Origin of the sequence: Limnohabitans sp. (genome assembly GCF_036804465.1) — a bacterium.
Taxonomy (GTDB): Bacteria; Pseudomonadota; Gammaproteobacteria; order Burkholderiales; family Burkholderiaceae_C; genus Limnohabitans.
Genome location: NZ_DAIRSK010000007.1, coordinates 42,607 through 65,053 on the forward strand (window position 1 = coordinate 42,607; position 22,447 = coordinate 65,053).

The 22,447-nt window shown below is 55.8% G+C and carries 32 protein-coding genes and 1 tRNA gene; 25 read left to right on the forward strand and 8 right to left on the reverse strand.

What is annotated here, in order from left to right; translation table 11 throughout:
* Position 1: 1 nt before the first annotated feature.
* Together tgt and queA are read right to left on the reverse strand one after the other, a co-directional pair.
* A complete protein-coding gene (gene tgt / locus V7Q41_RS05180; protein ID WP_333843739.1) occupies positions 2 to 1,168 on the reverse strand; it encodes a tRNA guanosine(34) transglycosylase Tgt in 1,167 nt (388 codons plus the stop codon).
* 10 nt (positions 1,169 to 1,178) lie between these two features.
* Positions 1,179 to 2,264, reverse strand: a complete 1,086-nt coding sequence (gene queA, locus V7Q41_RS05185) for a tRNA preQ1(34) S-adenosylmethionine ribosyltransferase-isomerase QueA (RefSeq protein ID WP_333843742.1) — start codon at positions 2,262 to 2,264, stop codon at positions 1,179 to 1,181.
* Positions 2,265 to 2,388: 124 nt separating this feature from the next.
* Here queA and V7Q41_RS05190 point away from each other — a divergent pair, with 124 nt between their 5' ends.
* A complete protein-coding gene (locus tag V7Q41_RS05190) occupies positions 2,389 to 2,523 on the forward strand; it encodes a hypothetical protein (RefSeq protein ID WP_333843745.1) in 135 nt (44 codons plus the stop codon).
* On the opposite strand, the gene V7Q41_RS05195 is transcribed toward V7Q41_RS05190, so the two are convergent.
* Together V7Q41_RS05195 and V7Q41_RS05200 are read right to left on the reverse strand one after the other, a co-directional pair.
* On the reverse strand, positions 2,517 to 2,825 hold the full coding sequence (locus tag V7Q41_RS05195) for a type II toxin-antitoxin system RelE/ParE family toxin (protein WP_333843748.1): 309 nt from the start codon (positions 2,823 to 2,825) through the stop codon (positions 2,517 to 2,519). The genes V7Q41_RS05190 and V7Q41_RS05195 overlap by 7 nt on opposite strands.
* The gene (locus V7Q41_RS05200) at positions 2,822 to 3,085 is read right to left on the reverse strand and encodes a YlcI/YnfO family protein (RefSeq protein WP_333843751.1); all 264 of its coding nucleotides are present in this window, start codon (positions 3,083 to 3,085) and stop codon (positions 2,822 to 2,824) included. The genes V7Q41_RS05195 and V7Q41_RS05200 overlap by 4 nt, the downstream gene beginning before the upstream one ends.
* A gap of 79 nt (positions 3,086 to 3,164) precedes the next feature.
* Here V7Q41_RS05200 and recG point away from each other — a divergent pair, with 79 nt between their 5' ends.
* From recG to V7Q41_RS05215, 3 genes are read left to right on the forward strand one after another with little or no spacing between them, the layout of a single operon-like run.
* Positions 3,165 to 5,288: an ATP-dependent DNA helicase RecG gene (gene recG, locus V7Q41_RS05205; RefSeq protein ID WP_333844024.1), complete on the forward strand. Its 2,124-nt coding sequence runs from the start codon at positions 3,165 to 3,167 to the stop codon at positions 5,286 to 5,288.
* Between the two features lie 14 nt (positions 5,289 to 5,302).
* Entirely contained in the window at positions 5,303 to 6,268 is a 966-nt protein-coding gene (locus tag V7Q41_RS05210) for a LysR substrate-binding domain-containing protein (protein ID WP_333843754.1), read from the forward strand.
* A gap of 10 nt (positions 6,269 to 6,278) precedes the next feature.
* Complete coding sequence (locus tag V7Q41_RS05215; RefSeq protein ID WP_333843757.1) at positions 6,279 to 7,181, forward strand: 4-hydroxybenzoate octaprenyltransferase; 903 nt, start codon at positions 6,279 to 6,281, stop codon at positions 7,179 to 7,181.
* Positions 7,182 to 7,191: 10 nt separating this feature from the next.
* Here V7Q41_RS05215 and V7Q41_RS05220 read toward each other — a convergent pair whose 3' ends face one another.
* Positions 7,192 to 7,434, reverse strand: coding sequence for a signal peptidase (locus V7Q41_RS05220; protein ID WP_333843760.1), 243 nt, complete (start codon positions 7,432 to 7,434; stop codon positions 7,192 to 7,194).
* A 54-nt stretch (positions 7,435 to 7,488) separates the two neighbouring features.
* Positions 7,489 to 8,319 (reverse strand): pyrroline-5-carboxylate reductase, encoded by an 831-nt coding sequence (gene proC, locus V7Q41_RS05225; protein WP_333843763.1) that lies wholly within the window; start codon positions 8,317 to 8,319, stop codon positions 7,489 to 7,491.
* Positions 8,320 to 8,550: 231 nt separating this feature from the next.
* On the opposite strand from proC, the gene rplN reads away from it, so the two are divergent.
* From rplN to V7Q41_RS05330, 21 genes are all read left to right on the forward strand, one after another.
* Positions 8,551 to 8,919, forward strand: coding sequence for a 50S ribosomal protein L14 (gene rplN, locus V7Q41_RS05230; protein WP_053172537.1), 369 nt, complete (start codon positions 8,551 to 8,553; stop codon positions 8,917 to 8,919).
* Positions 8,920 to 8,928: 9 nt separating this feature from the next.
* The gene (rplX, locus tag V7Q41_RS05235) at positions 8,929 to 9,249 is read left to right on the forward strand and encodes a 50S ribosomal protein L24 (protein WP_333843778.1); all 321 of its coding nucleotides are present in this window, start codon (positions 8,929 to 8,931) and stop codon (positions 9,247 to 9,249) included.
* Between the two features lie 2 nt (positions 9,250 to 9,251).
* Positions 9,252 to 9,806: a 50S ribosomal protein L5 gene (gene rplE / locus V7Q41_RS05240; RefSeq protein ID WP_333843781.1), complete on the forward strand. Its 555-nt coding sequence runs from the start codon at positions 9,252 to 9,254 to the stop codon at positions 9,804 to 9,806.
* Positions 9,799 to 10,104, forward strand: coding sequence for a 30S ribosomal protein S14 (gene rpsN, locus V7Q41_RS05245; protein ID WP_108360242.1), 306 nt, complete (start codon positions 9,799 to 9,801; stop codon positions 10,102 to 10,104). Before rplE ends, rpsN begins: the two co-directional genes overlap by 8 nt.
* 17 nt (positions 10,105 to 10,121) lie before the next feature.
* On the forward strand, positions 10,122 to 10,517 hold the full coding sequence (gene rpsH, locus V7Q41_RS05250) for a 30S ribosomal protein S8 (protein ID WP_333843787.1): 396 nt from the start codon (positions 10,122 to 10,124) through the stop codon (positions 10,515 to 10,517).
* A 24-nt stretch (positions 10,518 to 10,541) separates the two neighbouring features.
* On the forward strand, positions 10,542 to 11,075 hold the full coding sequence (gene rplF / locus V7Q41_RS05255) for a 50S ribosomal protein L6 (protein WP_333843789.1): 534 nt from the start codon (positions 10,542 to 10,544) through the stop codon (positions 11,073 to 11,075).
* Between the two features lie 11 nt (positions 11,076 to 11,086).
* Positions 11,087 to 11,452 carry a 50S ribosomal protein L18 gene (rplR, locus tag V7Q41_RS05260; protein ID WP_333843791.1) on the forward strand — a complete coding sequence of 122 codons (366 nt, stop codon included), beginning with the start codon at positions 11,087 to 11,089 and terminating at the stop codon, positions 11,450 to 11,452.
* An 18-nt stretch (positions 11,453 to 11,470) separates the two neighbouring features.
* Positions 11,471 to 11,989, forward strand: a complete 519-nt coding sequence (gene rpsE, locus V7Q41_RS05265) for a 30S ribosomal protein S5 (RefSeq protein WP_310626903.1) — start codon at positions 11,471 to 11,473, stop codon at positions 11,987 to 11,989.
* Between the two features lie 14 nt (positions 11,990 to 12,003).
* The gene (gene rpmD / locus V7Q41_RS05270; RefSeq protein WP_104796730.1) at positions 12,004 to 12,186 is read left to right on the forward strand and encodes a 50S ribosomal protein L30; all 183 of its coding nucleotides are present in this window, start codon (positions 12,004 to 12,006) and stop codon (positions 12,184 to 12,186) included.
* A 9-nt stretch (positions 12,187 to 12,195) separates the two neighbouring features.
* Positions 12,196 to 12,627 carry a 50S ribosomal protein L15 gene (gene rplO / locus V7Q41_RS05275; RefSeq protein WP_310613752.1) on the forward strand — a complete coding sequence of 144 codons (432 nt, stop codon included), beginning with the start codon at positions 12,196 to 12,198 and terminating at the stop codon, positions 12,625 to 12,627.
* A 25-nt stretch (positions 12,628 to 12,652) separates the two neighbouring features.
* Positions 12,653 to 13,966, forward strand: a complete 1,314-nt coding sequence (gene secY, locus V7Q41_RS05280) for a preprotein translocase subunit SecY (RefSeq protein WP_333843806.1) — start codon at positions 12,653 to 12,655, stop codon at positions 13,964 to 13,966.
* Between the two features lie 71 nt (positions 13,967 to 14,037).
* On the forward strand, positions 14,038 to 14,151 hold the full coding sequence (gene rpmJ / locus V7Q41_RS05285; RefSeq protein ID WP_011481465.1) for a 50S ribosomal protein L36: 114 nt from the start codon (positions 14,038 to 14,040) through the stop codon (positions 14,149 to 14,151).
* 25 nt (positions 14,152 to 14,176) lie between these two features.
* Positions 14,177 to 14,542, forward strand: a complete 366-nt coding sequence (rpsM, locus tag V7Q41_RS05290; RefSeq protein WP_310613754.1) for a 30S ribosomal protein S13 — start codon at positions 14,177 to 14,179, stop codon at positions 14,540 to 14,542.
* A gap of 12 nt (positions 14,543 to 14,554) precedes the next feature.
* A complete protein-coding gene (gene rpsK / locus V7Q41_RS05295) occupies positions 14,555 to 14,956 on the forward strand; it encodes a 30S ribosomal protein S11 (protein ID WP_100133809.1) in 402 nt (133 codons plus the stop codon).
* 103 nt (positions 14,957 to 15,059) lie between these two features.
* The gene (gene rpsD / locus V7Q41_RS05300) at positions 15,060 to 15,683 is read left to right on the forward strand and encodes a 30S ribosomal protein S4 (RefSeq protein WP_333843861.1); all 624 of its coding nucleotides are present in this window, start codon (positions 15,060 to 15,062) and stop codon (positions 15,681 to 15,683) included.
* Between the two features lie 112 nt (positions 15,684 to 15,795).
* On the forward strand, positions 15,796 to 16,788 hold the full coding sequence (locus V7Q41_RS05305) for a DNA-directed RNA polymerase subunit alpha (RefSeq protein WP_333843864.1): 993 nt from the start codon (positions 15,796 to 15,798) through the stop codon (positions 16,786 to 16,788).
* Positions 16,789 to 16,867: 79 nt separating this feature from the next.
* On the forward strand, positions 16,868 to 17,263 hold the full coding sequence (rplQ, locus tag V7Q41_RS05310) for a 50S ribosomal protein L17 (RefSeq protein ID WP_333843868.1): 396 nt from the start codon (positions 16,868 to 16,870) through the stop codon (positions 17,261 to 17,263).
* 22 nt (positions 17,264 to 17,285) lie between these two features.
* Positions 17,286 to 17,362 (forward strand) — tRNA-Met (locus V7Q41_RS05315).
* 56 nt (positions 17,363 to 17,418) lie between these two features.
* Positions 17,419 to 18,276, forward strand: a complete 858-nt coding sequence (locus V7Q41_RS05320) for an alpha/beta fold hydrolase (RefSeq protein WP_333843872.1) — start codon at positions 17,419 to 17,421, stop codon at positions 18,274 to 18,276.
* 47 nt (positions 18,277 to 18,323) lie between these two features.
* Positions 18,324 to 18,677, forward strand: coding sequence for a DUF1840 domain-containing protein (locus tag V7Q41_RS05325; protein ID WP_333843874.1), 354 nt, complete (start codon positions 18,324 to 18,326; stop codon positions 18,675 to 18,677).
* The gene (locus V7Q41_RS05330; protein WP_333843876.1) at positions 18,643 to 19,674 is read left to right on the forward strand and encodes a serine/threonine protein kinase; all 1,032 of its coding nucleotides are present in this window, start codon (positions 18,643 to 18,645) and stop codon (positions 19,672 to 19,674) included. Before V7Q41_RS05325 ends, V7Q41_RS05330 begins: the two co-directional genes overlap by 35 nt.
* On the opposite strand, the gene V7Q41_RS05335 is transcribed toward V7Q41_RS05330, so the two are convergent.
* Positions 19,671 to 20,408: a haloacid dehalogenase type II gene (locus tag V7Q41_RS05335; protein ID WP_333843879.1), complete on the reverse strand. Its 738-nt coding sequence runs from the start codon at positions 20,406 to 20,408 to the stop codon at positions 19,671 to 19,673. The two genes, V7Q41_RS05330 and V7Q41_RS05335, sit on opposite strands and share 4 nt — an antisense overlap.
* Before the next feature lie 19 nt (positions 20,409 to 20,427).
* Entirely contained in the window at positions 20,428 to 22,437 is a 2,010-nt protein-coding gene (gene htpG / locus V7Q41_RS05340) for a molecular chaperone HtpG (protein WP_333843882.1), read from the reverse strand.
* Positions 22,438 to 22,447 lie beyond the last annotated feature (10 nt).

Below are 22,447 nucleotides of genomic sequence, written 5' to 3' on the forward strand. Positions count from 1 at the left end.
GTTAAACCCCCCGCGCCCGATCTTCTTTGAACTTGGCGCGGAATGCGCCGAACTGACCCGCCTCTAAAGACTCGCGCACCTCGCGCATGAGGTTCAGGTAGTAATGCAGGTTGTGCACGGTGGTCAGCATGGGGCCGAGCATTTCACCGCAGCGGTCGAGGTGGTGCAAGTAGGCACGGCTAAAGCCGCCACTGGTCGTCCCATCCGCACGCGTGTGGCCCGCGCAGGTGTAGCAAGAGCAAGTGCTGTCGAGCGGGCCGTGGTCGGCCTTGTGGCGGGCGTTGCGAATTTTCAAATCGCCAAACCGGGTGAACAGCGTGCCGTTGCGCGCATTGCGGGTGGGCATGACGCAGTCAAACATGTCCACGCCGTCGGCCACGCCTTGCACCAAGTCTTCTGGGGTACCCACGCCCATCAGGTAGCGCGGTTTGTGCTCGGGCAAACGGTGCGGCGTGTGCGCCATGATTTCTAGCATTTCGTCTTTGGGCTCGCCCACGCTCACGCCGCCCACGGCGTAGCCGGGAAAATTCATCTCCACCAACGCGTCCAGCGACTCTTGGCGCAAGTGGGTGAACATGCCGCCTTGCACGATGCCAAACAGCGCGTTGGGATTTTCCAAGCGTGCAAATTCATCTTTGCTGCGCACCGCCCAGCGGCGGCTCATCTCCATTGACTGGCGGGCTTCGGCTTCGGTGGTGAGGTGGCCTTTGGTTTCATAGGGCGTGCATTCGTCGAGCTGCATCACGATGTCGCTGTTGAGTGTGGTTTGAATTTGCATGCTCACCTCGGGCGACATGAACAGCTTGTCGCCATTCACGGGCGAGGCAAATGTCACCCCTTCTTCGGTGATCTTGCGCATCGCGCCCAGGGACCACACTTGAAAACCGCCACTGTCAGTCAAGATGGGTTTGTGCCAGCGCTCAAAGTCGTGCAGGCCGCCAAAGCTTTGCATCACATCAAGGCCGGGGCGCATCCACAGGTGAAAGGTGTTGCCCAAAATGATTTGCGCGCCCATTTCTTCCAGGCTGCGCGGCATCACGCCTTTGACTGTGCCGTAGGTGCCCACAGGCATGAAGATGGGGGTTTGCACCTCGCCGTGGTTCAGCGTCAGCTTGCCGCGGCGGGCGTGGCTGGATGAATCTTTGGTGAGAACGTCAAACTTCAACATGGTCGGTCTTTCAAACAAATTTTTTCTCAAGCAGCATGGCATCGCCGTAGCTGAAGAATCGGTATTGGTGGGCAATCGCGTGGCGGTAGAGCGCGTGCATGTGCTCAAAGCCCGCAAACGCGCTGACCAACATGAGCAAGGTGCTCTTGGGTAAATGAAAGTTGGTGATCAGCACATCCACCACCTTGAATTCAAAGCCGGGGGTGATAAAAATGTGCGTGTCGCCACTCGTCAGCCCGCTTTGCGCCCAACTCTCCAAGGTGCGCACGCTGGTCGTGCCCACCGCCACCACGCGGCCACCGCGGGCGCGGCAGTCGGCAATGGCTTGGATGGTTTCGGGCGGGATGTTGTACCACTCGCTGTGCATGCGGTGCTCGGCCAAGTTCTCGGTCTTGACCGGCTGAAACGTGCCCGCGCCCACATGCAAGGTGACGCTGGCGCGCGCCACGCCTTGGGCCTCCAGCCCTTGCAGCACACCTTCGTCAAAGTGCAGCGCGGCAGTGGGTGCGGCGGCAGCGCCTGGGTGTTTGGCAAACACAGTTTGGTAACGGCGCTCGTCCTCGGCTTTGGCCGCGGGGGTTTCATGCTGTGCGTCAGCGGTGTTTTGGTGGCGCTCAATATAGGGCGGCAGCGGCATGTGGCCGTGCGCTTGCATCAGCGTGTGCGGCTCGTCACTGAACTTGAAGCGAAACAGCTGCCCGTCAAGGTTTGGCCAGCGGCCCAACAGCGTGGCGGTGAATCCGCCTTCTTCAGGGCCGCCACGCATCAACAGCGCGGTGCCAATGGGTGGCTTTTTGCTCACCTTCATGTGGGCTACCACTTCGTGGTCGCACAGCACGCGTTCGACCAAGAGTTCGAGCTTGCCGCCGGTGGGCTTTTCGCCAAACAAACGGGCTTTCACCACTTGGGTGTCGTTGAACACCAGCAAGTCGCCTGCTTTGAGCAGAGATGGCAGGTCTTTGAAGGTGCGGTTGGCAAACGCAGCCTGGCGGCCATCGAGCAAGCGCGAGGCGCTGCGTTCAGAGGCGGGATGCTGGGCAATCAGGGACTCAGGCAGTTCGAAATCAAAATCGCTGAGCGTGTAAGTGTGTGACATGCGCTTGAGGGCTGGACGAGCCCGTTCCAAGTAAAAACAGCCGTGATTTTGGCACGGCTGTTTGGGCTTTTCAGATTTGCTCAATTACCGCAATAGTATGACCTTGTAGAAGTTAAGTTGTTGTATGTACTCTGGTTTCAACAATCCTTCCAACCCCACGCTGAACGCGATGGAGGTCATCGCCGTAGGGCTAGGTCTGACTGTGTTTGAGTTGTTTGAGCGGGTGTGCGAGCAAGCGCAAGACCCGAAGTCTCAGTGAAAGTCTTCCTCGCGCTGGTGCCTGAGGGCCAGCACGGTCAGCGTTTGGGCATCGTCAATTTCAAACAACGCCACATAGCCTGTGGAGCCAAATGAGATGACAAGTTCTCTTAGGCGAGGCCCGTGTGCGCCATTTGCAGCCTTGCGGCAGGTGAAGGGGAATTGTTCTAGCAGCTTGAGGCTGTCTTCGATGGTCTGTCGGGCGCGCAAGGCTACGTCAAGGTCAAACTGCAGCAAGAAGTCGAACAGGCGAATCAGGTCTTCACGCGCTTCTTCGGTGAAGCGAACTTCAAAGCGGTTCATTTGCGCTTGGCTGCGGCGATGCGTTGGTCGAGTTGTGTCAGCACGTCTTGGACGCTGACGTAGGCGTTGTCTTGGCGTGCAGTTTGTGCGGCGCGTAAGCCGCGGCTGATGAATTCATCTTCAGCCGCACGGTGTGAAATAAAGCTTTCCAGCGACGATTCCATGAGTTTGGACAAGGTCTCTTTCGGGCGCAAAGCCCGCTCGGCGGCTTCGCGCAGTTCGGGTTTGACGCGAATGGCTGGCAGTGTGGAAGTTTTCATAAATCCGCCCTTAAAAATGCATGTGATGCAATTGTAATGCTGAGGGTGCGCAGCCAGCAGGCGGGCACAATTGGCCGCAATGCCAGCCAAGCCAGAAACCAAACCCCTCTCCGCACCGCAAAAAGCGTTGCGCAAGCTCGGGCTGGACCGCGACATTGATTTGGCGCTGCATTTGCCCCTGCGCTACGAAGACGAAACGCGCATCGTGCGGCTGGCCGACACGCGCGAGGGCGACGTGGCGCAGATCGAAGCCACGGTGGTCTCGTGCGACATCACCTACAAGCCGCGTCGCCAATTGTTGGTGGTGGTGGACGATGGTTCTGACACATGCACCTTGCGCTTTTTCAGTTTTTATCCTTCCCAACAAAAGGCACTGGCTGTGGGCGCCCGCTTGCGTTTACGCGGCGAGGTGAAGGGCGGGTTCATGGGCCGCACCATGATGCACCCCAGCTTTCATATGGCGGGTGGCGAGTTGCCCCATGCGCTCACACCCGTGTACCCCACGTCAGCAGGTTTGCCGCAGGTGTATTTGCGCAAGGCGGTGCACAGCGGGCTGGTGCATGCGGCACGGCATGGCGCATTTGTAGACACGATTCCGCCCGAGCACATGCCGCACTCAGCCATGAGCGCTGGCGCGAAGGCTTGGGGCTTAGAGCAGTCCTTGCATTTTTTGCATCACCCCGCTGCCGATGTGTCGATGGCGCAGCTGGAAGACCGCACGCACCCCGCGTGGCAGCGGTTGAAAGCCGAAGAGCTGTTGGCGCAGCAGCTGTCGCAGTTGCAGTCCAAGCGCGCGCGTGACGCGCTGCGCGCGCCTGCCTTGGTGCTGAACAAAGGCGGCTTGCAGGAGCAACTGCTGGGGGTATTGCCCTTTGGTTTGACGGGCGCGCAGCGCCGCGTGGGCGAGGAAATTGCACAAGACTTGATGCGCCAAGTGCCCATGCACCGCTTGCTACAAGGCGATGTGGGCTCGGGCAAAACCGTGGTGGCTGCGCTGGCCGCTGCGGTGGCGATGGACGGTGGCTGGCAATGCGCGTTGATGGCGCCCACCGAAATTTTGGCCGAGCAGCACTTTCGCAAGCTCATCGCTTGGCTTGAGCCCTTGCTCACGCCATTGGGCAAACGCGTGGCATGGCTCACGGGTAGCCAAAAGAAAAAAGAACGCACCGAAATGCTGGGCCTCATTGCCAGCGGCGAAGCTGCGTTGGTGGTGGGCACGCACGCGGTGATTCAAGAGCAGGTGGTCTTCAAAAACTTGGCCTTGGCCATCATTGATGAGCAGCACCGCTTTGGTGTCGCGCAGCGCTTGGCCCTGCGCGAGAAGATGCTCACGCACGACGGCATGCCCGAACAAGAGCCGCACATGCTGATGATGAGTGCCACGCCCATTCCGCGCACCTTGGCCATGAGCTATTACGCCGACCTTGATGTGTCCACACTCGACGAGCTGCCACCAGGCCGCACGCCTGTGGTGACCAAACTGGTGTCCGAGTCGCGACGTGATGAGTTGATCGAGCGCATCCGCCACCAGCTCGATGAAGGCCGTCAGGTGTATTGGGTGTGCCCGCTGATTGAAGAAAGTGAAGCGCTCGATCTGACCAATGCCACCGAAACACACGCCTTGTTGATGGATGCGCTCAACGCGCCGGGTACAAAGCCCGTGCTGGTGGGCTTGTTGCATTCACGCATGCCACCCGCCGATAAAAAGGCGGTGATGGCCCAGTTTGAAAGCGGTGCGATGGGCGTGCTGGTCAGCACCACGGTGATTGAAGTGGGCGTGGATGTGCCCAATGCATCGCTGATGGTGATTGAGCATGCCGAGCGCTTTGGCTTGAGCCAGCTGCACCAGCTGCGGGGGCGCGTGGGGCGCGGGGCGGCGGCTTCTGCTTGTGTGCTGATGTATGCCACCGCAGAGAGTGGCCGCGTGAGTGAGACAGCCCGCGAGAGGCTGCGGGCAATGGTGGAGACCTCGGACGGGTTTGAAATTGCGCGCCGCGATTTAGAAATTCGCGGGCCCGGGGAGTTTTTGGGGGCACGCCAATCGGGCGCTGCGCTGCTGCGCTTTGCGGATTTGGCTGAAGATGGTGAGTTGCTTCAATGGGCCAGAGAATTGGCCCCGCGGATGCTAGACATCTACCCTGAGTTGGCCGAGCGGCATGTGAGCCGCTGGTTGGGTGGAAAATCAGACTTCTTGAAGGCCTAACCTTAGAAACGAACATGACCCTCACCGAACTCAAATACATCGTGGCCGTGGCCCGCGAGAAGCACTTTGGCCGTGCGGCTGAGGCTTGCTTTGTGTCGCAGCCCACGTTGTCTGTGGCGATCAAAAAACTCGAAGAAGAGCTGGACGTCAAGTTGTTTGAGCGCAGTGCCAACGAAGTGGCCGTCACGTCCTTGGGCGAGGAAATCATTCGCCAAGCCCAAAGTGTGTTGGAGCAAGCGGCCAACATCAAAGAAATTGCCAAGCGCGGCAAAGACCCGCTGGCGGGTCCGCTGAAGTTGGGTGTGATCTACACGATTGGCCCTTATTTGTTGCCAAGCTTGGTGCGCCAAGCCATCTCTAAAACGCCGCAAATGCCGCTGATGTTGCAAGAAAACTTCACCGTCAAGTTGCTGGAAATGTTGCGCACCGGCGAGATTGACTGCGCCATCTTGGCGGAACCCTTTCCAGACACAGGCCTCGCGACTGCGCCTTTGTACGACGAGCCGTTCATGGCCGCGGTACCTAGCAACCATCGCTTGGCTGCTTTGCAGCAAGTGAGTGCGGATGAGCTCAAAAACGAAACCATGTTGCTGCTGGGTAATGGTCATTGTTTTCGCGACCATGTGCTGGAGGTGTGCCCCGAGTTCGCGCGTTTTTCCAGCAATGCCGAGGGGATTCAAAAAAGCTTTGAGGGCTCGTCCCTAGAGACCATCAAGCACATGGTGGCCGCCGGCATGGGGGTGACCTTGGTGCCGCGTTTGAGTGTGCCCAAAGAGGCGCTCAACACCCAGGCCAAGCGCAAGAAAAGCGAAGAAACCTACGTGCGCTACTTGCCCATCGCCGACGACAAAGGCGGTGAGCCACCCACGCGGCGTGTGGTGTTGGCATGGCGCCGCAGTTTCACGCGCTACGAGGCAATTGCTGCGTTGCGCAACGCCATTTATGGTTGTGAGTTGCCTGGCGTGAAACGTTTGTCTTGAGGGGCCTTGCATGCGCGAACGCTTGACACTTTATTTAGACCTCATCCGCTGGAATCGACCCGCAGGTTGGCTGTTGTTGCTGTGGCCATCGCTCTCGGCGCTTTGGGTGGCTGCGCAAGGCTGGCCAGGGTGGCATTTGCTGACAGTGTTTGTGTTGGGCACCATCCTCATGCGCAGCGCAGGCTGCTGCATCAACGATGTGGCTGATCGTGAGTTTGACCGTCACGTCAAACGCACGGCAGAGCGTCCTGTGACGCGCGGTGCGGTGTCTGTACGCGAGGCCTTGTTGGTGGGCGCTGTGCTGGCCTTGGCCGCGTTTGGCTTGGTGCTCACCACCAACCCCGCCACCATGGTGTGGTCGATTGCGGGTTTGGCAATGACCTTGATCTATCCCTATGCCAAACGCCATGTGTCGATGCCGCAAGCGGTGCTGGGCGTGGCATTTAGCTTTGGCATCCCCTTGGCGTTTGTGGCCGTGGGGAGTGCCGACACATCCTGGCAAGCACTGAGCCTGCAAGCCTTGAGTGACGCAGTGCCCATGCAGGCATGGGGCTTGATGTTGTTCAATTTGTTTTGGGTGCTGGCCTATGACACCGAGTACGCGATGGTGGATCGCGACGACGATTTGCGCATTGGCATGAAGACCTCAGCCATCACCTTGGGCCGCCATGATGTGTCGGCCATCATGGCGTTTTACGCGGTTTATTTGTGCGGTTGGTACGGGTTGCTAGAGCCAGAAAAATTAGGTTGGCATTGGACCTTGGCCTTGTGCTTGGCGGGATTGCAAGCGGTGTGGCATTTTTTGCTGATCATGGACCGTTCGCGCGACGGCTGCTTCAGGGCTTTTCGCTCAAACCATTGGCTGGGTGCCACGGTGTTTGCTGGCATTGCCTTGGGTTACGCCGCGCGTTGACATGGGGCGCTCAGCGCGCGGCTGACTGAGTTTTGGCCTTTTTAGGTTTTTTCTTTTTCAGTTTCTTTTTCTTGGCCTTGGTGGACTTTTTGTCTGCCTTGGCAGGGGTGGCTTTGTCGGCGTTTGCGGGATTGGTCGCGCCTTGATCCGGTTGCGCGGCGGGGGCAACGGGCATGGCAGGCGCTTGCGCACTCGCGGTCAATGGCAAGTTCAGCGCGGTGACACACAAAAGAGAAATCAGAAGTTGGTTCATGGATTCAAAGGTATTCAATTTCAACTCGGCTATTGTCGCACTAGTTGTGGGGATTTAAGCCCCAAACTCATCACCTAGCGCTTGCGCTCGGTGTTGCGCGGCTTGCAAAGCGGATTGAAAAAGCTCGGCCAGATGTGCGTTTTGCATGGAAGTGATTGCCGCGTAAGTGGTGCCGCCTTTGGAGGTCACGCGTTCGCGCAGCACAGACGGCGACTCGTTGGCAGCTTTAGCCAGTTGCGATGCGCCTTCAAACGTGCCAATGGCCAGTTGCGTGGCTTGCTCGGGCGTCAAACCCATCTTCACGCCCGCTTCCACCATGGCCTCTATAAAGTAAAACACATAGGCGGGACCAGAGCCAGACAGCGCAGTGACTGCGTCAAGCAGGGGTTCTTCTTGCACCCACAGCAACGCACCTGTGGTGGTCACCACTTGTTCAACCCATGCTTTGTCCATTGCTGTGACGCTGGCGCGTGCAAACAAGCCCGTTTGACCTAAACCCACAAGCGCGGGCGTGTTGGGCATGGCGCGCACCACGCGGTCCGTGCCCAGCCAATTGGCGATGCTGTCACTGCGAATGCCCGCAGCCACACTCAGGTGCAGTGCGTTGGGGCAAAAAGCACGGGTGTGGAGGGCGGCTTCTTTGAAAGTTTGGGGTTTGACCGCCCAAATAACCAGTCCGGCCGAAGCCAACGAGGCGTCGGCTGTGGGCAAAACACGCACGGCAAACTGGGACTGCAGGCGCTGGCGGGCCTCTTCAAAAGGCTCGACCACACAAATGTCATGGAATGGGGTGCCTTGCTTGATTAAGCCGCCAATGATGGCACTCGCCATGTTGCCGCCACCAATGAAGGCAAGGGTTTGAGAGGGGTTGGAGGGGTGAGACATGCCCGAATTGTCGGTGAATCTCAAAAGAATCGGAAAAATAGTTTGACGCAGCCTAAAAAGGTATGGCATAATTTGCGGCTCCGCTAAAAAAGCGGGGTTTATCTGCCCCAAGTTGAAGCATTGCGAGTGGTTTGCGATGTGGATGACGGGCCCAAGACTGATTGGTTGGATGCATGGCTTGCCTACAAGGGTGAGTGATGCCAAGACTGATGCAAGTTGGGAAATATTGAAATGATCCAAACTGAAACACGGTTAGATGTCGCTGACAACACCGGTGCGAAGTCCGTTTTGTGCATCAAGGTGCTCGGCGGTTCTAAGCGTCGCTATGCAAGCGTGGGCGACATCATCAAAGTGAGCATCAAAGAAGCCGCTCCGCGTGGCCGCGTCAAAAAAGGCGAGGTGTACAGCGCTGTGGTGGTCCGTACTGCCAAAGGCATTCGCCGTGGCGACGGTTCGCTCGTTAAATTCGATGGCAACGCAGCAGTGTTGCTCAATGCAAAGTTGGAGCCTATCGGCACCCGTATCTTCGGCCCAGTGACGCGCGAGTTGCGCACTGAGAAGTTCATGAAGATCGTGTCATTGGCTCCAGAAGTTCTGTAAGGACTCACCATGAACAAGATTCGCAAAGGCGACCAAGTCATCATCCTTACTGGGCGTGACAAAGGCAAGCGTGGCGTCGTGTCGCTGCGCAAAGACGACAGCCACTTGCTGGTCGATGGCATCAACTTGGTGAAAAAACACACCAAGCCAAACCCAATGGCTGGCACGCAAGGCGGCATCGTTGAAAAAACAATGCCCATCCATCAGTCCAACGTGGCCATTTTCAATGCTGCCACGGGCAAGGCTGATCGTGTTGGCATCAAAGTCCTGGCTGACGGCGGCAAAGTGCGCGTCTACAAGTCCAGCGGCGAAGAAATCAAGGCGGCATAAATATGGCACGACTCCAACAACATTACCGTGAAAAAGTAGCGGCTGAGCTGATAGAAAAGTTTGGCTACACATCGCCCATGCAAGTTCCACGTTTGACCAAAATCACGTTGAACATGGGTGTGAGCGAGGCGGTGGCTGATAAAAAAGTCATGGACAACGCGGTGAGCGACCTGACCAAAATTGCAGGCCAAAAGCCTGTGGTGACCAAGGCCAAAAAAGCGATCGCGGGTTTCAAAATCCGTGAAGGTCAGCCGATTGGTTGCATGGTGACTTTGCGCGGCGTTCAGATGTATGAATTCCTCGATCGTTTCGTGACCGTGGCGCTGCCCCGCGTTCGTGACTTCCGTGGCATCTCAGTTCGCGCTTTCGATGGCCGTGGTAACTACAACATCGGCGTCAAAGAACAAATCATCTTCCCTGAGATTGAGTACGACAAAGTCGACGCGCTGCGCGGCCTCAACATCAGCATCACCACAACGGCAAAGACCGACGAAGAGTGCAAAGCGCTCCTCGCAGGCTTCCGATTCCCATTCAAGACAGAGGTGGCACGTGGCTAAACAAGCATTGATCGAGCGCGAGCTCAAGCGTGACCGTCTGGTCGCAAAGTATGCCGCTAAGCACGCAGAGTTGAAGGCCATCGCCACAGACTTCAAGCGTAGCGATGAAGAGCGCGCAGCTGCCCGTTTGGGTTTGCAAAAGCTGCCACGTAACGCGAACCCCACGCGCCAACGTAACCGTTGTGCGATCACAGGTCGTCCACGTGGCACATTCCGCCAATTCGGCCTTGGCCGCGCCAAGATTCGTGAATTAGCCTTCCAAGGCAACATTCCCGGCATCACTAAAGCCAGCTGGTAATAGGCAGGAGATTCAATATGAGCATGAGTGATCCAATCGCCGACTTGCTGACTCGCATCCGCAACGCGCAAATGGTGGCCAAGCCCACTGTGATGGTGCCTTCTTCCAAAGTGAAGATCGCCATCGCGCAAGTGCTGAAAGACGAAGGCTACATCGACGGTTTTCAAATTAAACAAGACGCTGGCAAGACTGAGCTTGAGATCACTCTCAAGTACTACGCAGGTCGTCCAGTGATCGAACGCATTGAGCGTGTGAGCCGTCCTGGCTTGCGCGTTTACAAAGGCTGCGGCGCTATCCCCCAAGTCATGAACGGCATGGGTGTTGCAATTGTCACAACACCCCAGGGTGTGATGACTGACCGCAAAGCACGCGCTACCGGTGTCGGTGGCGAAGTGTTGTGCTACGTCGCTTAACCGCAGCCTAAAGGAAAGACTGAAATGTCCCGAGTAGGAAAAATGCCTGTGACCGTCCCCCAAGGTGTGGACGTGTCTATCAATAGTGCCCAAATCAGTGTGAAGGGTTCCGGCGGTACGCTGTCGGTGACTGCTCACCCATTGGTGAAGGTAGTCAACGAAGCCGGTCAAGTCACTTTCGCCCCGGTGGATGATTCGCGTGAAGCAAACGCCATGAGCGGCACATTGCGCCAGTTGGTCAACAACATGGTGACCGGTGTGACCAAAGGCTTCGAGAAGAAGCTGCTCTTGGTCGGTGTGGGTTACAAAGCCGCTGCTCAAGGTTCTAAGTTGAACTTGGCTGTCGGTTACTCGCACCCCGTGAACAAAGAAATGCCTGAGGGCATCAAGGTTGAAACGCCTGCCGCGACGGAAATCATCATCAAAGGTGCTGACCGTCAACGCGTGGGCCAAGTGGCCGCTGAGATTCGTGCAATTCGCCCCCCAGAGCCTTACAAAGGCAAGGGCATCCGTTATTCGGATGAGAAGATCACGATCAAAGAGACCAAGAAGAAATAAGGAGCTGCAACATGTTGACCAAAAAAGAGCAGCGACTCCGCCGGGCACGTCAAACGCGTATCCGCATCGCCAACCAAGGCGTTGCACGTTTGATGGTGAACCGCACCAACTTGCACATCTATGCAACTGTGGTTTCCGCTTGCGGCACCAAGGTTGTGGCGACAGCATCCTCCGCCCAAGCCGATGTGCGCCAGCAACTCGGCGCCGTTGGCAAAGGCGGCAACGTCAATGCAGCGCAAGTGATCGGCAAGCTGATCGCTGAGAAGGCAAAAAAAGCGGGCGTCGAAAAAGTCGCATTTGACCGTTCAGGTTTTGCTTACCACGGCCGCGTCAAGGCCTTGGCCGACGCAGCCCGCGAAGCTGGCTTGCAGTTCTAATCGGATTGGAAATTACACATGGCTAAATTTCAAGCTAAAGCGCAGGGTGACGGTCCAGAAGACGGCCTCCGCGAAAAAATGATTGCGGTGAACCGCGTCACCAAAGTGGTTAAGGGCGGCCGTATTCTCGGTTTTGCAGCTTTGACTGTGGTGGGTGACGGCGATGGTCGCGTGGGCATGGGCAAAGGCAAGTCGAAAGAAGTGCCAGCTGCTGTGCAAAAAGCGATGGAAGAAGCCCGTCGCAACATGACCAAAGTCACCTTGAAAAACGGCACGATTCACCACAAGGTGCACGGCCGTCACGGTGCTGCAAACGTCATGATGATTCCTGCACCCAAGGGCACGGGCATCATTGCAGGCGGTCCGATGCGCGCTGTGTTCGAAGTGATGGGTATCACTGACATCGTGGCAAAAAGCCATGGCACCTCTAACCCATACAACATGGTCCGCGCAACCTTGGATGCTTTGAGCAATTCCACGACGCCTTCAGAAGTGGCGGCTAAGCGTGGCAAAAACATCGAAGAAATCTTCGCTTAATCTCGGAGCATTCAATGACTACCCCTCAAACTGTGAAGATCCAATTGGTGCGTAGCCCAATTGGCACCAAAGAATCGCACCGCGCCACCGTCCGTGGCCTGGGCTTGCGCAAACTCAATTCTGTGAGCGAGTTGCAAGACACGCCAGCAGTGCGCGGCATGATTAACAAGATCAGCTATCTGGTCAAAGTGCTGTAAAGGTTGAACATGGAACTCAATAACATCACCCACGCACCTGGCGCGAAACACGCCAAGCGCCGTGTGGGACGCGGTATCGGCTCAGGTCTCGGCAAGACTGCTGGTCGTGGCCACAAAGGTCAAAAGTCACGTTCAGGCGGCTACCACAAAGTTGGTTTCGAAGGCGGTCAAATGCCTTTGCAGCGTCGCTTGCCTAAGCGCGGCTTCAAGTCCACCACCCTGAAATACAACGATGAAGTCACCTTGGCTGACTTGCAACAACTCGGCGCTGCAGAAGTGAATATGTTGACACTGAAGGCCGCTGGCCTCGTGGCCTCCATCGCTCGCGTCGTCAAAGTTGTGAAGACTGGCGAATTGACAACGGCTGTCAAGCTCAATGGCATCGGTGCTACCGCTGGCGCCAAGGCTGCTATCGAAGCCGCTGGCGGCTCGGTCGAGTAATCTCATTCAACAGGAACAACGGCCCGTGGCAACTACCTCTGCATCGATCGGTAACAACGACAAGTTCGGCGACCTGCGTCGCCGGCTGGTCTTCTTGCTGCTCGCCTTGGTGGTCTACCGCGTGGGCGCGCACATTCCTGTGCCCGGTATCAACCCAGACGAGTTGCAACAACTCTTCAAAGGTCAGCAGGGCGGTATCCTGAGCTTGTTCAACATGTTCTCCGGCGGTGCGTTGTCGCGCTTCACGGTGTTTGCGTTGGGCATCATGCCCTACATTTCTGCATCGATCATCATGCAGTTGCTCACCTATGTGCTGCCCTCTTTGGAGCAGCTCAAAAAAGAAGGTGAAACAGGTCGCCGCAAAATCACGCAATACACCCGTTACGGCACCTTGGGCTTGGCGATGTTCCAATCCATGGGCATTGCCATGGCCTTAGAGGCTTCGGCTGGCTTGGTGAATACACCAGGTTTTGGCTTTCGCATGACGGCCATGATCAGCTTGACCGCAGGCACCATGTTTTTGATGTGGTTGGGTGAGCAAATCACAGAGCGTGGTTTGGGTAACGGCATCTCAATTTTGATCTTTGCTGGCATCGCCGCAGGCTTGCCAGGCTCAATTGGTGGCTTGCTGGAGTTGGTGCGCACGGGTGCCATGAGTATTTTGGCCGCCATCCTCATTGTGATCGTGGTGGCATTGGTCACTTACTTCGTGGTGTTTGTGGAGCGAGGCCAACGCAAAATTTTGGTGAACTACGCGCGTCGCCAAGTGGGCAACAAAGTTTACGGTGGGCAATCGTCTCACTTGCCATTGAAGTTGAACATGGCAGGCGTTATTCCTCCCATCTTTGCTTCTTCCATCATTTTGTTGCCTGCAACCGTGGTGAGTTGGTTCAGCACAGGCGACAGCATGAGTTGGCTCAAAGATATTTCAGCTGCACTCGCACCCGGACAACCTGTCTATGTGATGTTGTATGCCGCAGCCATTGTGTTTTTCTGCTTCTTTTATACGGCTTTGGTTTTCAATAGCCGAGACACTGCTGATAATTTGAAAAAGAGTGGTGCGTTTATTCCTGGTATTCGTCCAGGCGATCAAACAGCCAAATACATTGACAAAATTCTTGTTCGACTCACGCTTGCGGGCGCTGTGTACATCACCTTTGTGTGCTTGTTACCTGAGTTTTTGATTCTGAAATACAACGTGCCTTTTTACTTCGGCGGAACATCGTTGCTGATTATTGTGGTGGTCACCATGGACTTTATGGCCCAAGTGCAGAACTACATGATGAGCCAACAATATGACTCGCTGTTGAAAAAAGCAAGTTTCAAAACAACGCTCTAACGGGCCAATTTAAAAAATCGTGTTTCGTTGCCACTGTGGCTGTGAAATGAAATGAGTTTTAGGAGAGTGAAATGAGAGTTTCGGCTTCGGTCAAAAAAATTTGCCGCAACTGCAAAATCATCCGCCGCAAGGGCGTGGTTCGTGTGATCTGTACAGATCCACGCCACAAACAGCGTCAAGGTTGATTGAACTGCTTTAAAGAGGACGCATATGGCACGTATCGCTGGCATTAATATTCCGCCACACAAACACACTGAAATTGGCCTCACCGCTATTTTTGGTATTGGTCGCACACGCGCTCGCAAAATTTGCGAAGCAACTGGCATTGATTACACAAAGAAGATCAAAGATCTGACTGACTCGGACCTCGAAAAGATCCGTGACCAGATCGCTGAATTCACGATTGAAGGTGACTTGCGTCGCGAGACCACCATGAACATCAAGCGTTTGATGGACATTGGTTGTTACCGCGGTTTCCGTCATCGTCGTGGTCTTCCTATGCGTGGTCAACGTACGCGTACCAACGCTCGTACACGTAAGGGTCCGCGTAAAGCAGCCCAGTCGTTGAAGAAATAATAGGACTGAACAATGGCTAAATCTCCAAGCGGCGCAGCTTCACGCGTACGTAAAAAGGTTCGTAAGAACATTGCGGACGGCATCGCGCACGTTCACGCTTCGTTCAACAACACCATCATCACCATCACTGACCGCCAAGGCAATGCCTTGTCTTGGGCATCATCGGGTGGTCAAGGTTTCAAGGGCTCACGCAAGTCCACACCTTTTGCAGCACAAGTTGCTTCTGAAGTTGCGGGCCGCGCTGCCGTTGATCAAGGCATCAAGAACCTTGATGTTGAGATCAAAGGTCCAGGTCCTGGCCGTGAATCTTCGGTGCGTGCTTTGGCCGCATTGGGAATTCGCATCAACTCGATCGCTGACGTGACACCTGTGCCGCACAACGGCTGCCGTCCACAAAAGCGTCGTCGTATCTAAGCGTTTATCGCTTCTTTACGGTTAACCACAAGCCCACCGCCGCTGGCCAACCCCCAGCGGCTCCTCGCTTCTAGCGAGCAGCTGATTAGATAAGGAAATTCAAGTGGCACGTTACCTAGGCCCCAAGGCCAAACTCTCCCGCCGTGAAGGCACAGACTTGTTCCTAAAGAGCGCTCGTCGCTCGATCAGCGACAAGTGCAAATTTGACAGCAAGCCAGGCCAACATGGCCGCACTTCTGGACAGCGCACCTCAGACTTCGGTTTGCAATTGCGTGAAAAGCAAAAAGTCAAACGCATGTACGGCGTCTTGGAGCGCCAGTTCCGTCGCTACTTTGCAGCGGCTGATCGCCAAAAAGGCAACACCGGCGCAAACCTGTTGACCATTTTGGAAACGCGTTTAGACAACGTGGTGTATCGCATGGGCTTTGGTTCAACGCGTGCGGAAGCTCGTCAGTTGGTGTCTCACAAGGCCATCACCGTGAACGGTCACCAAGTCAACATTGCTTCTTACTTGGTCAAAGCGGGTGACGTGGTCGCTGTGCGTGAAAAGTCTAAAAAGCAAGGTCGCGTGTTGGAAGCGCTCGAGTTGGCCAAACAAGTGGGCATGCCTGCTTGGGTTGAGGTCAACCTCGACAAAGCGGAAGGCGTGTTCAAGAAGACCCCCGACCGTGACGAATTCGCTGCGGACATCAACGAATCTTTGATCGTCGAACTTTACTCGCGTTAATCCTGGTTGAAGTTTTCAACCTAACGCACCCCACGCAGACTGCTCGCGCTGCGTGGTCCAGAAACCCAGCCTTACCGGTGTAACGAGCCGGGGGTATTGATAGGAAATCTGAATGCAAACGAATTTGCTGAAACCAAAAAATATTCACGTCGAGCAACTGGGACATAACCGCGCCAAGGTCACCTTGGAGCCGTTTGAGCGTGGCTATGGTCACACCTTGGGCAATGCCTTGCGTCGCGTTTTGCTTTCTTCCATGGTTGGCTATGCCGTGACCGAAGTCACCATCGCTGGCGTGGTGCATGAGTACTCGTCGATTGACGGCGTGCAAGAAGATGTGGTCAACATTTTGTTGAACCTCAAAGGCGTTGTGTTCAAAATGCACAACCGCGATGAAGTCACGCTGAGCTTGCGCAAAGACGGTGAAGGCGCTGTGACAGCTGCTGACATCCAAGTACCTCACGATGTTGAGATCATCAACCCTGAGCATGTGATTGCCAACTTGTCGCACGGCGGCAAGATCGACATTCAACTCAAAGTTGAAACAGGTCGCGGCTATGTGCCAGGTACTGTGCGTCGTTACGGCGAAGAGCCAAGCAAGTCGATTGGTCGCATTGTGTTGGACGCTGCTTTTTCGCCCGTCAGCCGCGTCAGCTACAGCGTCGAAAACGCGCGCGTGGAGCAACGCACGGACCTCGACCGTTTGGTCATGGAAATCGAAACCAACGGTGCCATCACTGCTGAAGACGCAGTGCGCGCTTCGTCCAAGATTTTGGTTGAACAACTCGCTGTATTTGCACAGTTAGAAGGCGATGCCATCAACGGCATCATGGAAGCTGCTGCCCCACGTGGCGGCCAACAGTTTGACCCCATCTTGCTGCGTCCCGTGGACGAGTTGGAGTTGACGGTGCGCTCAGCCAATTGCTTGAAAGCTGAAAACATCTATTACATCGGTGACCTGATTCAGCGCACTGAAAACGAACTGCTCAAGACACCTAACTTGGGTCGTAAGTCGCTCAATGAAATCAAAGAAGTTTTGGCTTCTCGTGGTTTGACCTTGGGCATGAAGCTCGAAAGCTGGCCACCTGCTGGCTTAGAGCGTCGCTAATTTTTTAAAACCACTGACTTTTTAAAGTCCCCTGGCCGTACCTGATACGGCGGCCGGCAAAACATCAAAGGAAATCACCATGCGTCACGGACACGGACTTCGCAAACTTAACCGCACCAGCTCACATCGTTTGGCGATGTTGCGCAACATGATGAATTCACTCATCGAGCACGAAGCCATCAAAACCACCTTGCCAAAAGCCAAGGAGTTGCGTCGCGTCATCGAGCCGATGATCACCTTGGCCAAAGAGCCAACCGTTGCCAATCGCCGCTTGGCATTTGATCGTTTGCGCGATCGTGACAGCGTGGTCAAGTTGTTCAATGATTTGGGTCCTCGTTTCAAGACACGTCCAGGTGGTTACACACGCATTTTGAAAATGGGTTTTCGTGTGGGTGATAACGCACCGATGGCTTATGTTGAACTCGTCGATCGTCCAGAAGTTTCTGAGGCTTCTTCTACTGAAACAGCCGCTTAATAGGTTATACTAATCCTCTTGACGCGCGATGGAGCAGCCTGGTAGCTCGTTGGGCTCATAACCCAAAGGTCGTAGGTTCAAATCCTACTCGCGCAACCACTTTAAAACGCCCGCTGAATTTATTCAGTGGGCGTTTTACTTGGGAAGGTTCACACATGGAAATCAGCACAGTCGAGGCGCATTCACAACGCTTACAACAGACCTATGCTTGGGGGAAAGTTGTTTGGCATGTTTGGGGCGCCGCGCAGGGCGATGCACAAAACCCACAGCGTACTTCAGCCTTGTCAAACGCACCGAGACCCCTTGTGCTGCTGCACGGTGGCTCAGGCAGCTGGACACATTGGGTACGAAACGTTGAGCACTTTGCTCAAACGCGGCCCGTGTGGGCGTTGGATATTCCGGGCTTTGGCGACTCTGATCTGCCAACGGGCGTGACGGATGCTGACGGGCTCGTGCCTTATCTGGCGGAAATTCTGACGCAAACCTTCGCGCACGAAGCGGTGGATGTCATGGGCTTTTCTTTCGGAGGCATGACCGCTGGTTTAATGGCTGCCCAGCACCCTCACATCATTCGACAACTGATTTTGGTGGGTGCACCGGGTTTGGGCTTGTTTGGCAAAGAGCTGCCTATGCGCGGCATGACAAGTGATATGGATCCCGCTGAGATCCGAAACGTGCACAAGCACAACCTGAACGCCATGATGTTTGCGCATGCACAGAGCGTGACAGAAGAGGTGATTGACTTGCAAGAGGCCAACGTGGTGCGCGATCGCATGCGCCGCAGGCGTATTGCGCGCACCGATGTCTTGGCCAAAGCACAAACACACTGGGCTTGTCCGGTGCACGGTGTGTGGGGTGAATTAGATCCGCTCTACACACACACACTGGCGCAAATACCCCAAGTGCTACCGAGCATGGCCAGCTTCACGGTGGTGCCCGATGCAGGGCACTGGCTGATGTATGAACGACCCGAGGCATTTCATGCAGCCGTTGATTCGTTGTTGAACCCCTAAGATTCAAGCCGCCTTGACCGCGCAACACAAGAGCGCACAATGAAAGCATGTTGTACAAATTCAAATCCAAAGCCACAGCCGACATCATCATGTTGGAGCCCCATGGCAAACACATCCTCCAGCTCATTAGCAAAGATCCTGGCGCCAAAGGCATCATCATGCCAAGCGAAATGATGGCGGCCATTGACGCATTGCATGCGGCCGTGGCGCGAGAGGAGTTGGCCATCAAGGCCGCCCAAGATGCTGCAAATCAAACGACCCACGCCAATGCGCCAGAGGACCCAACACCTCACGTGAGCGATACGCCAGGCACCATTCGTCTCAAGCAGCGCGTCGTGCCCTTTGTCGACATGTTGCGCCGCGCCCATGCACAAGACAAAGAGGTTGTCTGGGGTGTTTGACGAGGTTCCCAAGCAACACGCCTACGCCACACTCACACCCGATGTGGTGCTGGACGCTTTGTCTGACCTCGGACTGGCGGTCGACGGACGGCTCACAGCCTTGAGCTCCTATGAAAACCGCGTGTACCAAGTCATGTTGGACGACAACAGCTCGGTGGTGGCCAAGTTCTATCGGCCTGAGCGTTGGCGCGATGACCAAATTTTGGAAGAGCACGACTTCGCCGAAGCGTTGATGGCGCAAGAAGTGCCCTTGGTGGGGCCCATGCGCCTTCATGGCAAAACCTTGCACCACGCCGCAGGCTTTGCCTTCAGCGTGAGTCCGCGACGCGGTGGCCGCATGCCAGAGCTAGACGATGCAGAAGTGTTGGAGTGGATCGGCCGCTTTATTGCACGCATTCATAACGTGGGGGCTGCACAAAACTTTGTAGCGCGTCCTAGTTTGAATGTGCGCACCTTTGCGATGGCGTCACGCGACTGGTTGATCGACCACCAAGTCGTCGCGCTGGATCAACGCAGCGAATGGTTAGCGGTCTGCAACCAAGCCATTGACATCGCGACGCAGATCTTTGCAGAGCATCCTGCGCACCCCATCCGGCTGCATGGCGACTGCCACCCTGGCAACATCTTGTGGACACCCACCGATTTAGCCAACGGTGGCCCGCACTTTGTGGACTTGGACGATGCACGTATGGGCCCCGCAGTACAAGATCTATGGATGCTGCTGAGCGGTGATCGTGCGCAATGCACACACCAGCTGTCGATGTTGTTGGATGGTTACGAACAGATGCGAGCGCTCAACCGCAGCGAGCTGGCCTTGATCGAACCCTTGCGTACCTTGCGCTTGATTCATTACAGCGCTTGGTTGGCGAGGCGCAAAGACGACCCTGCGTTCGTGCAGCATTTCTCATGGTTTGGCAGCAGCGACTATTGGGCTGGCCAAACACACATGTTGGTGGAACAGTGCGAAGCCATGCTGCAAGAGCCGCTTTGCGTTTAGCAGCCCAACAAATCCGCCAAGGCACAGATGTCATGCGCATGTAAATCATTGTCTGGGTGTGGCGACACGTCTTTGACCTGGCCTGCGCCAAACTCCATCGGGCGCTCAATGTAGGCGGTACGCAAACCACATGCCCGTGCGCCCACAAGATCGTCTTGATGCGCAGCGCACAGCATGACTTGATGTGGTGGCAAATCAAATACCTGAGCCACGCCCAGATAGGCGTAAGGATCGGGTTTGTAGGCACGAAAAACTTCAGCCGACAGCACGCAATCCCAAGGAAGACCCGCGCGCTTCGCCATGTTGGTGAGCAGCCCCAAGTTACCGTTGGATAAGCTACAAATCGTGAATTTCTTTTTCAAGCGCTGCAAGCCCGCCACACTGTCAGGCCACGCATCCAGTCGGTGCCAAACACGATTGAGGTGCACCCGCTCAGCCTCATTCAAATGCGCCAAACCAAACTGAGCAAGCAAGCCATTCAAAATAATGCGGTGCAACTCATCAATGCGTATCCAACCCAATTCGCCAGAACGCACGCGTTGCATGGCTGGCTGATAGCCTGCGCGCCAGGCCAGTGCGAAAGCATTGCCATCGACTGCAGGGTAGAGCGCTTGCATTTCGCGCACGATGCTGCCGTGCCAGTCCACCACCGTGCCAAAAACGTCAAAGGCCAACACATGCGTGTCAGCCTTCAAGACCTCATTTGATAAAGGGGAGGGGTGGGGGGTGTCCATGTGTGTCATGGACACTGTTTTACACCAAGAGTGCGTTCACCCGTTTCACATAGGCGGCAGGGTCCTCAGGGAGACCGCCTTCAGCCAACAAAGCTTGGTCAAACAAGATGTGCGCCAAATCGTTGAAGTGGGGGTTGGCATCTGCGCTGAGTTTTTTCACCAAGGGGTGGTCGGCGTTCACTTCCAAAATGGGCTTGGTCTCTGGCGCTTGCTGGCCTGCTTGCTTGAGCATGCGAGCCAGTTGCATCGACATGCCATGGTCTTTCACCACCAAGCAGGCGGGTGAGTCAACCAGGCGAGTGGTCACGCGCACGTCTTCAGCCTTGTCTTTGAGGGCCTCTTTGAGCTTGGCCAGCACGGGCTTGAAAGTCTCTGCCGACGCCTGCGCCGCCTCCTTTTCGGCGTCGTCTTGTAACGACCCCAAGTCCACCGCGCCTTTGGCCACAGATTGCAGGGCTGTGCCATCAAACTCTTGCACAAAGTTCAAGGCCCACTCGTCCACGCGGTCAGTCATCAGCAACACCTCGATGCCCTTCTTGCGGAACACCTCCAGTTGCGGGCTGTTTTTGGCTGCGGCCAAGGTGTCAGCGGTGATGTAGTAGATGGCCTCTTGGCCTTCTTTCATGCGCGCCTTGTAGTCGGCAAATGACACGCTCACGCTGTCGGTGCGGGTGCTGGCAAAGCGCAGCAGCTTGGCCAGCTTGTCTTTGTTGGCAAAGTCTTCGCCAAGACCTTCTTTGAGCACAGCGCCAAACTCGGCGTAGAACTGGCTGAACTTGCCTTGCTTGGCTTTGTCTTCGTCGCTCAGAACGTCAGTGACACCTTCGGTTGTCGCGTCAGTCACGCCATCATCACCCGCCACAGGCGCTTTGTCGTATTTGGCCAAGTCTTCAAGCACCGCCAACACGCGGCGGGTGTTGCCTTCCCGAATGGCTTTCACATCGCGGCTTTCTTGCAGCAATTCGCGGCTCACGTTCAACGGCAAATCGGCCGAGTCCACCACGCCTTTGACAAAGCGCAGGTAAGAGGGCATCAGCGCCTCAGCGTCGTCCATGATGAACACACGCTTGACATAGAGCTTCAAGCCCGCTTTCTTTTCGCGGTTGAACAAGTCCATTGGCGCTTTGCCAGGGATGTAGAGCAGCTGGGTGTACTCGGTGCTGCCTTCCACACGGTTGTGGCTCCAGGCCAAGGGGGGCTCAAAGTCGTGGCTGATGTGTTTGTAGAACTCGGCGTGCTGCTCGTCGCTCACCTCTTTCTTGGGACGCGACCAAAGCGCGTTGGCTTGGTTGATGGTTTCCCACTCGTCGGTCAGCACCATTTCGCCGGGTTGGCGACCACCGGAGGGGTCACCTTCAATGAGCTCGCCGTCTTTCCATTCTTCCTTGCGCATGCGAATAGGCAAAGAAATGTGATCTGAGTATTTGTTGATGACTGATTTGAGCTTCCATGCGCTCAGGTATTCCTCGGCATCGTCGCGCAAATGCAAAATGACGTGGGTGCCACGCGCTGCTTGGGTGATGGTCTCCACCTCAAAGTCACCCGTGCCAGTGCTGCTCCAGCGCACGCCTTCCTCTGCTTTCAAGCCTGCGCGGCGGGACTCGACGGTGATGCGGTCGGCCACGATATAGCCCGAATAAAAGCCCACGCCAAATTGACCAATCAAAGCGCCTTGGTCTTTGGCATCGCTCTTTTGGTCGCCACTGAGTTTGCCCATGAACTCGCGCGTGCCGCTCTTGGCAATCGTGCCCAGGTGCGCAATGGCATCTTCTTGGCTCATGCCAATGCCGTTGTCGGCAATCGTCAGGGTGCGGGCGTCTTTGTCAAAGCTCACGCGTACTTCCAACTCTGCGTTGCCTTCAAACAAGGCATCGTTGTTCAGGCCTTCGTAGCGCAGCTTGTCACACGCATCTGACGCGTTGGACACCAGCTCGCGTAAGAAGATTTCTTTGTTGGAATACAAGGAATGAGTCACGAGGTGCAGCAGTTGCGACACTTCGGCTTGGAAAGAATGGGTTTGTTTGGTCATGGTCTTAAAA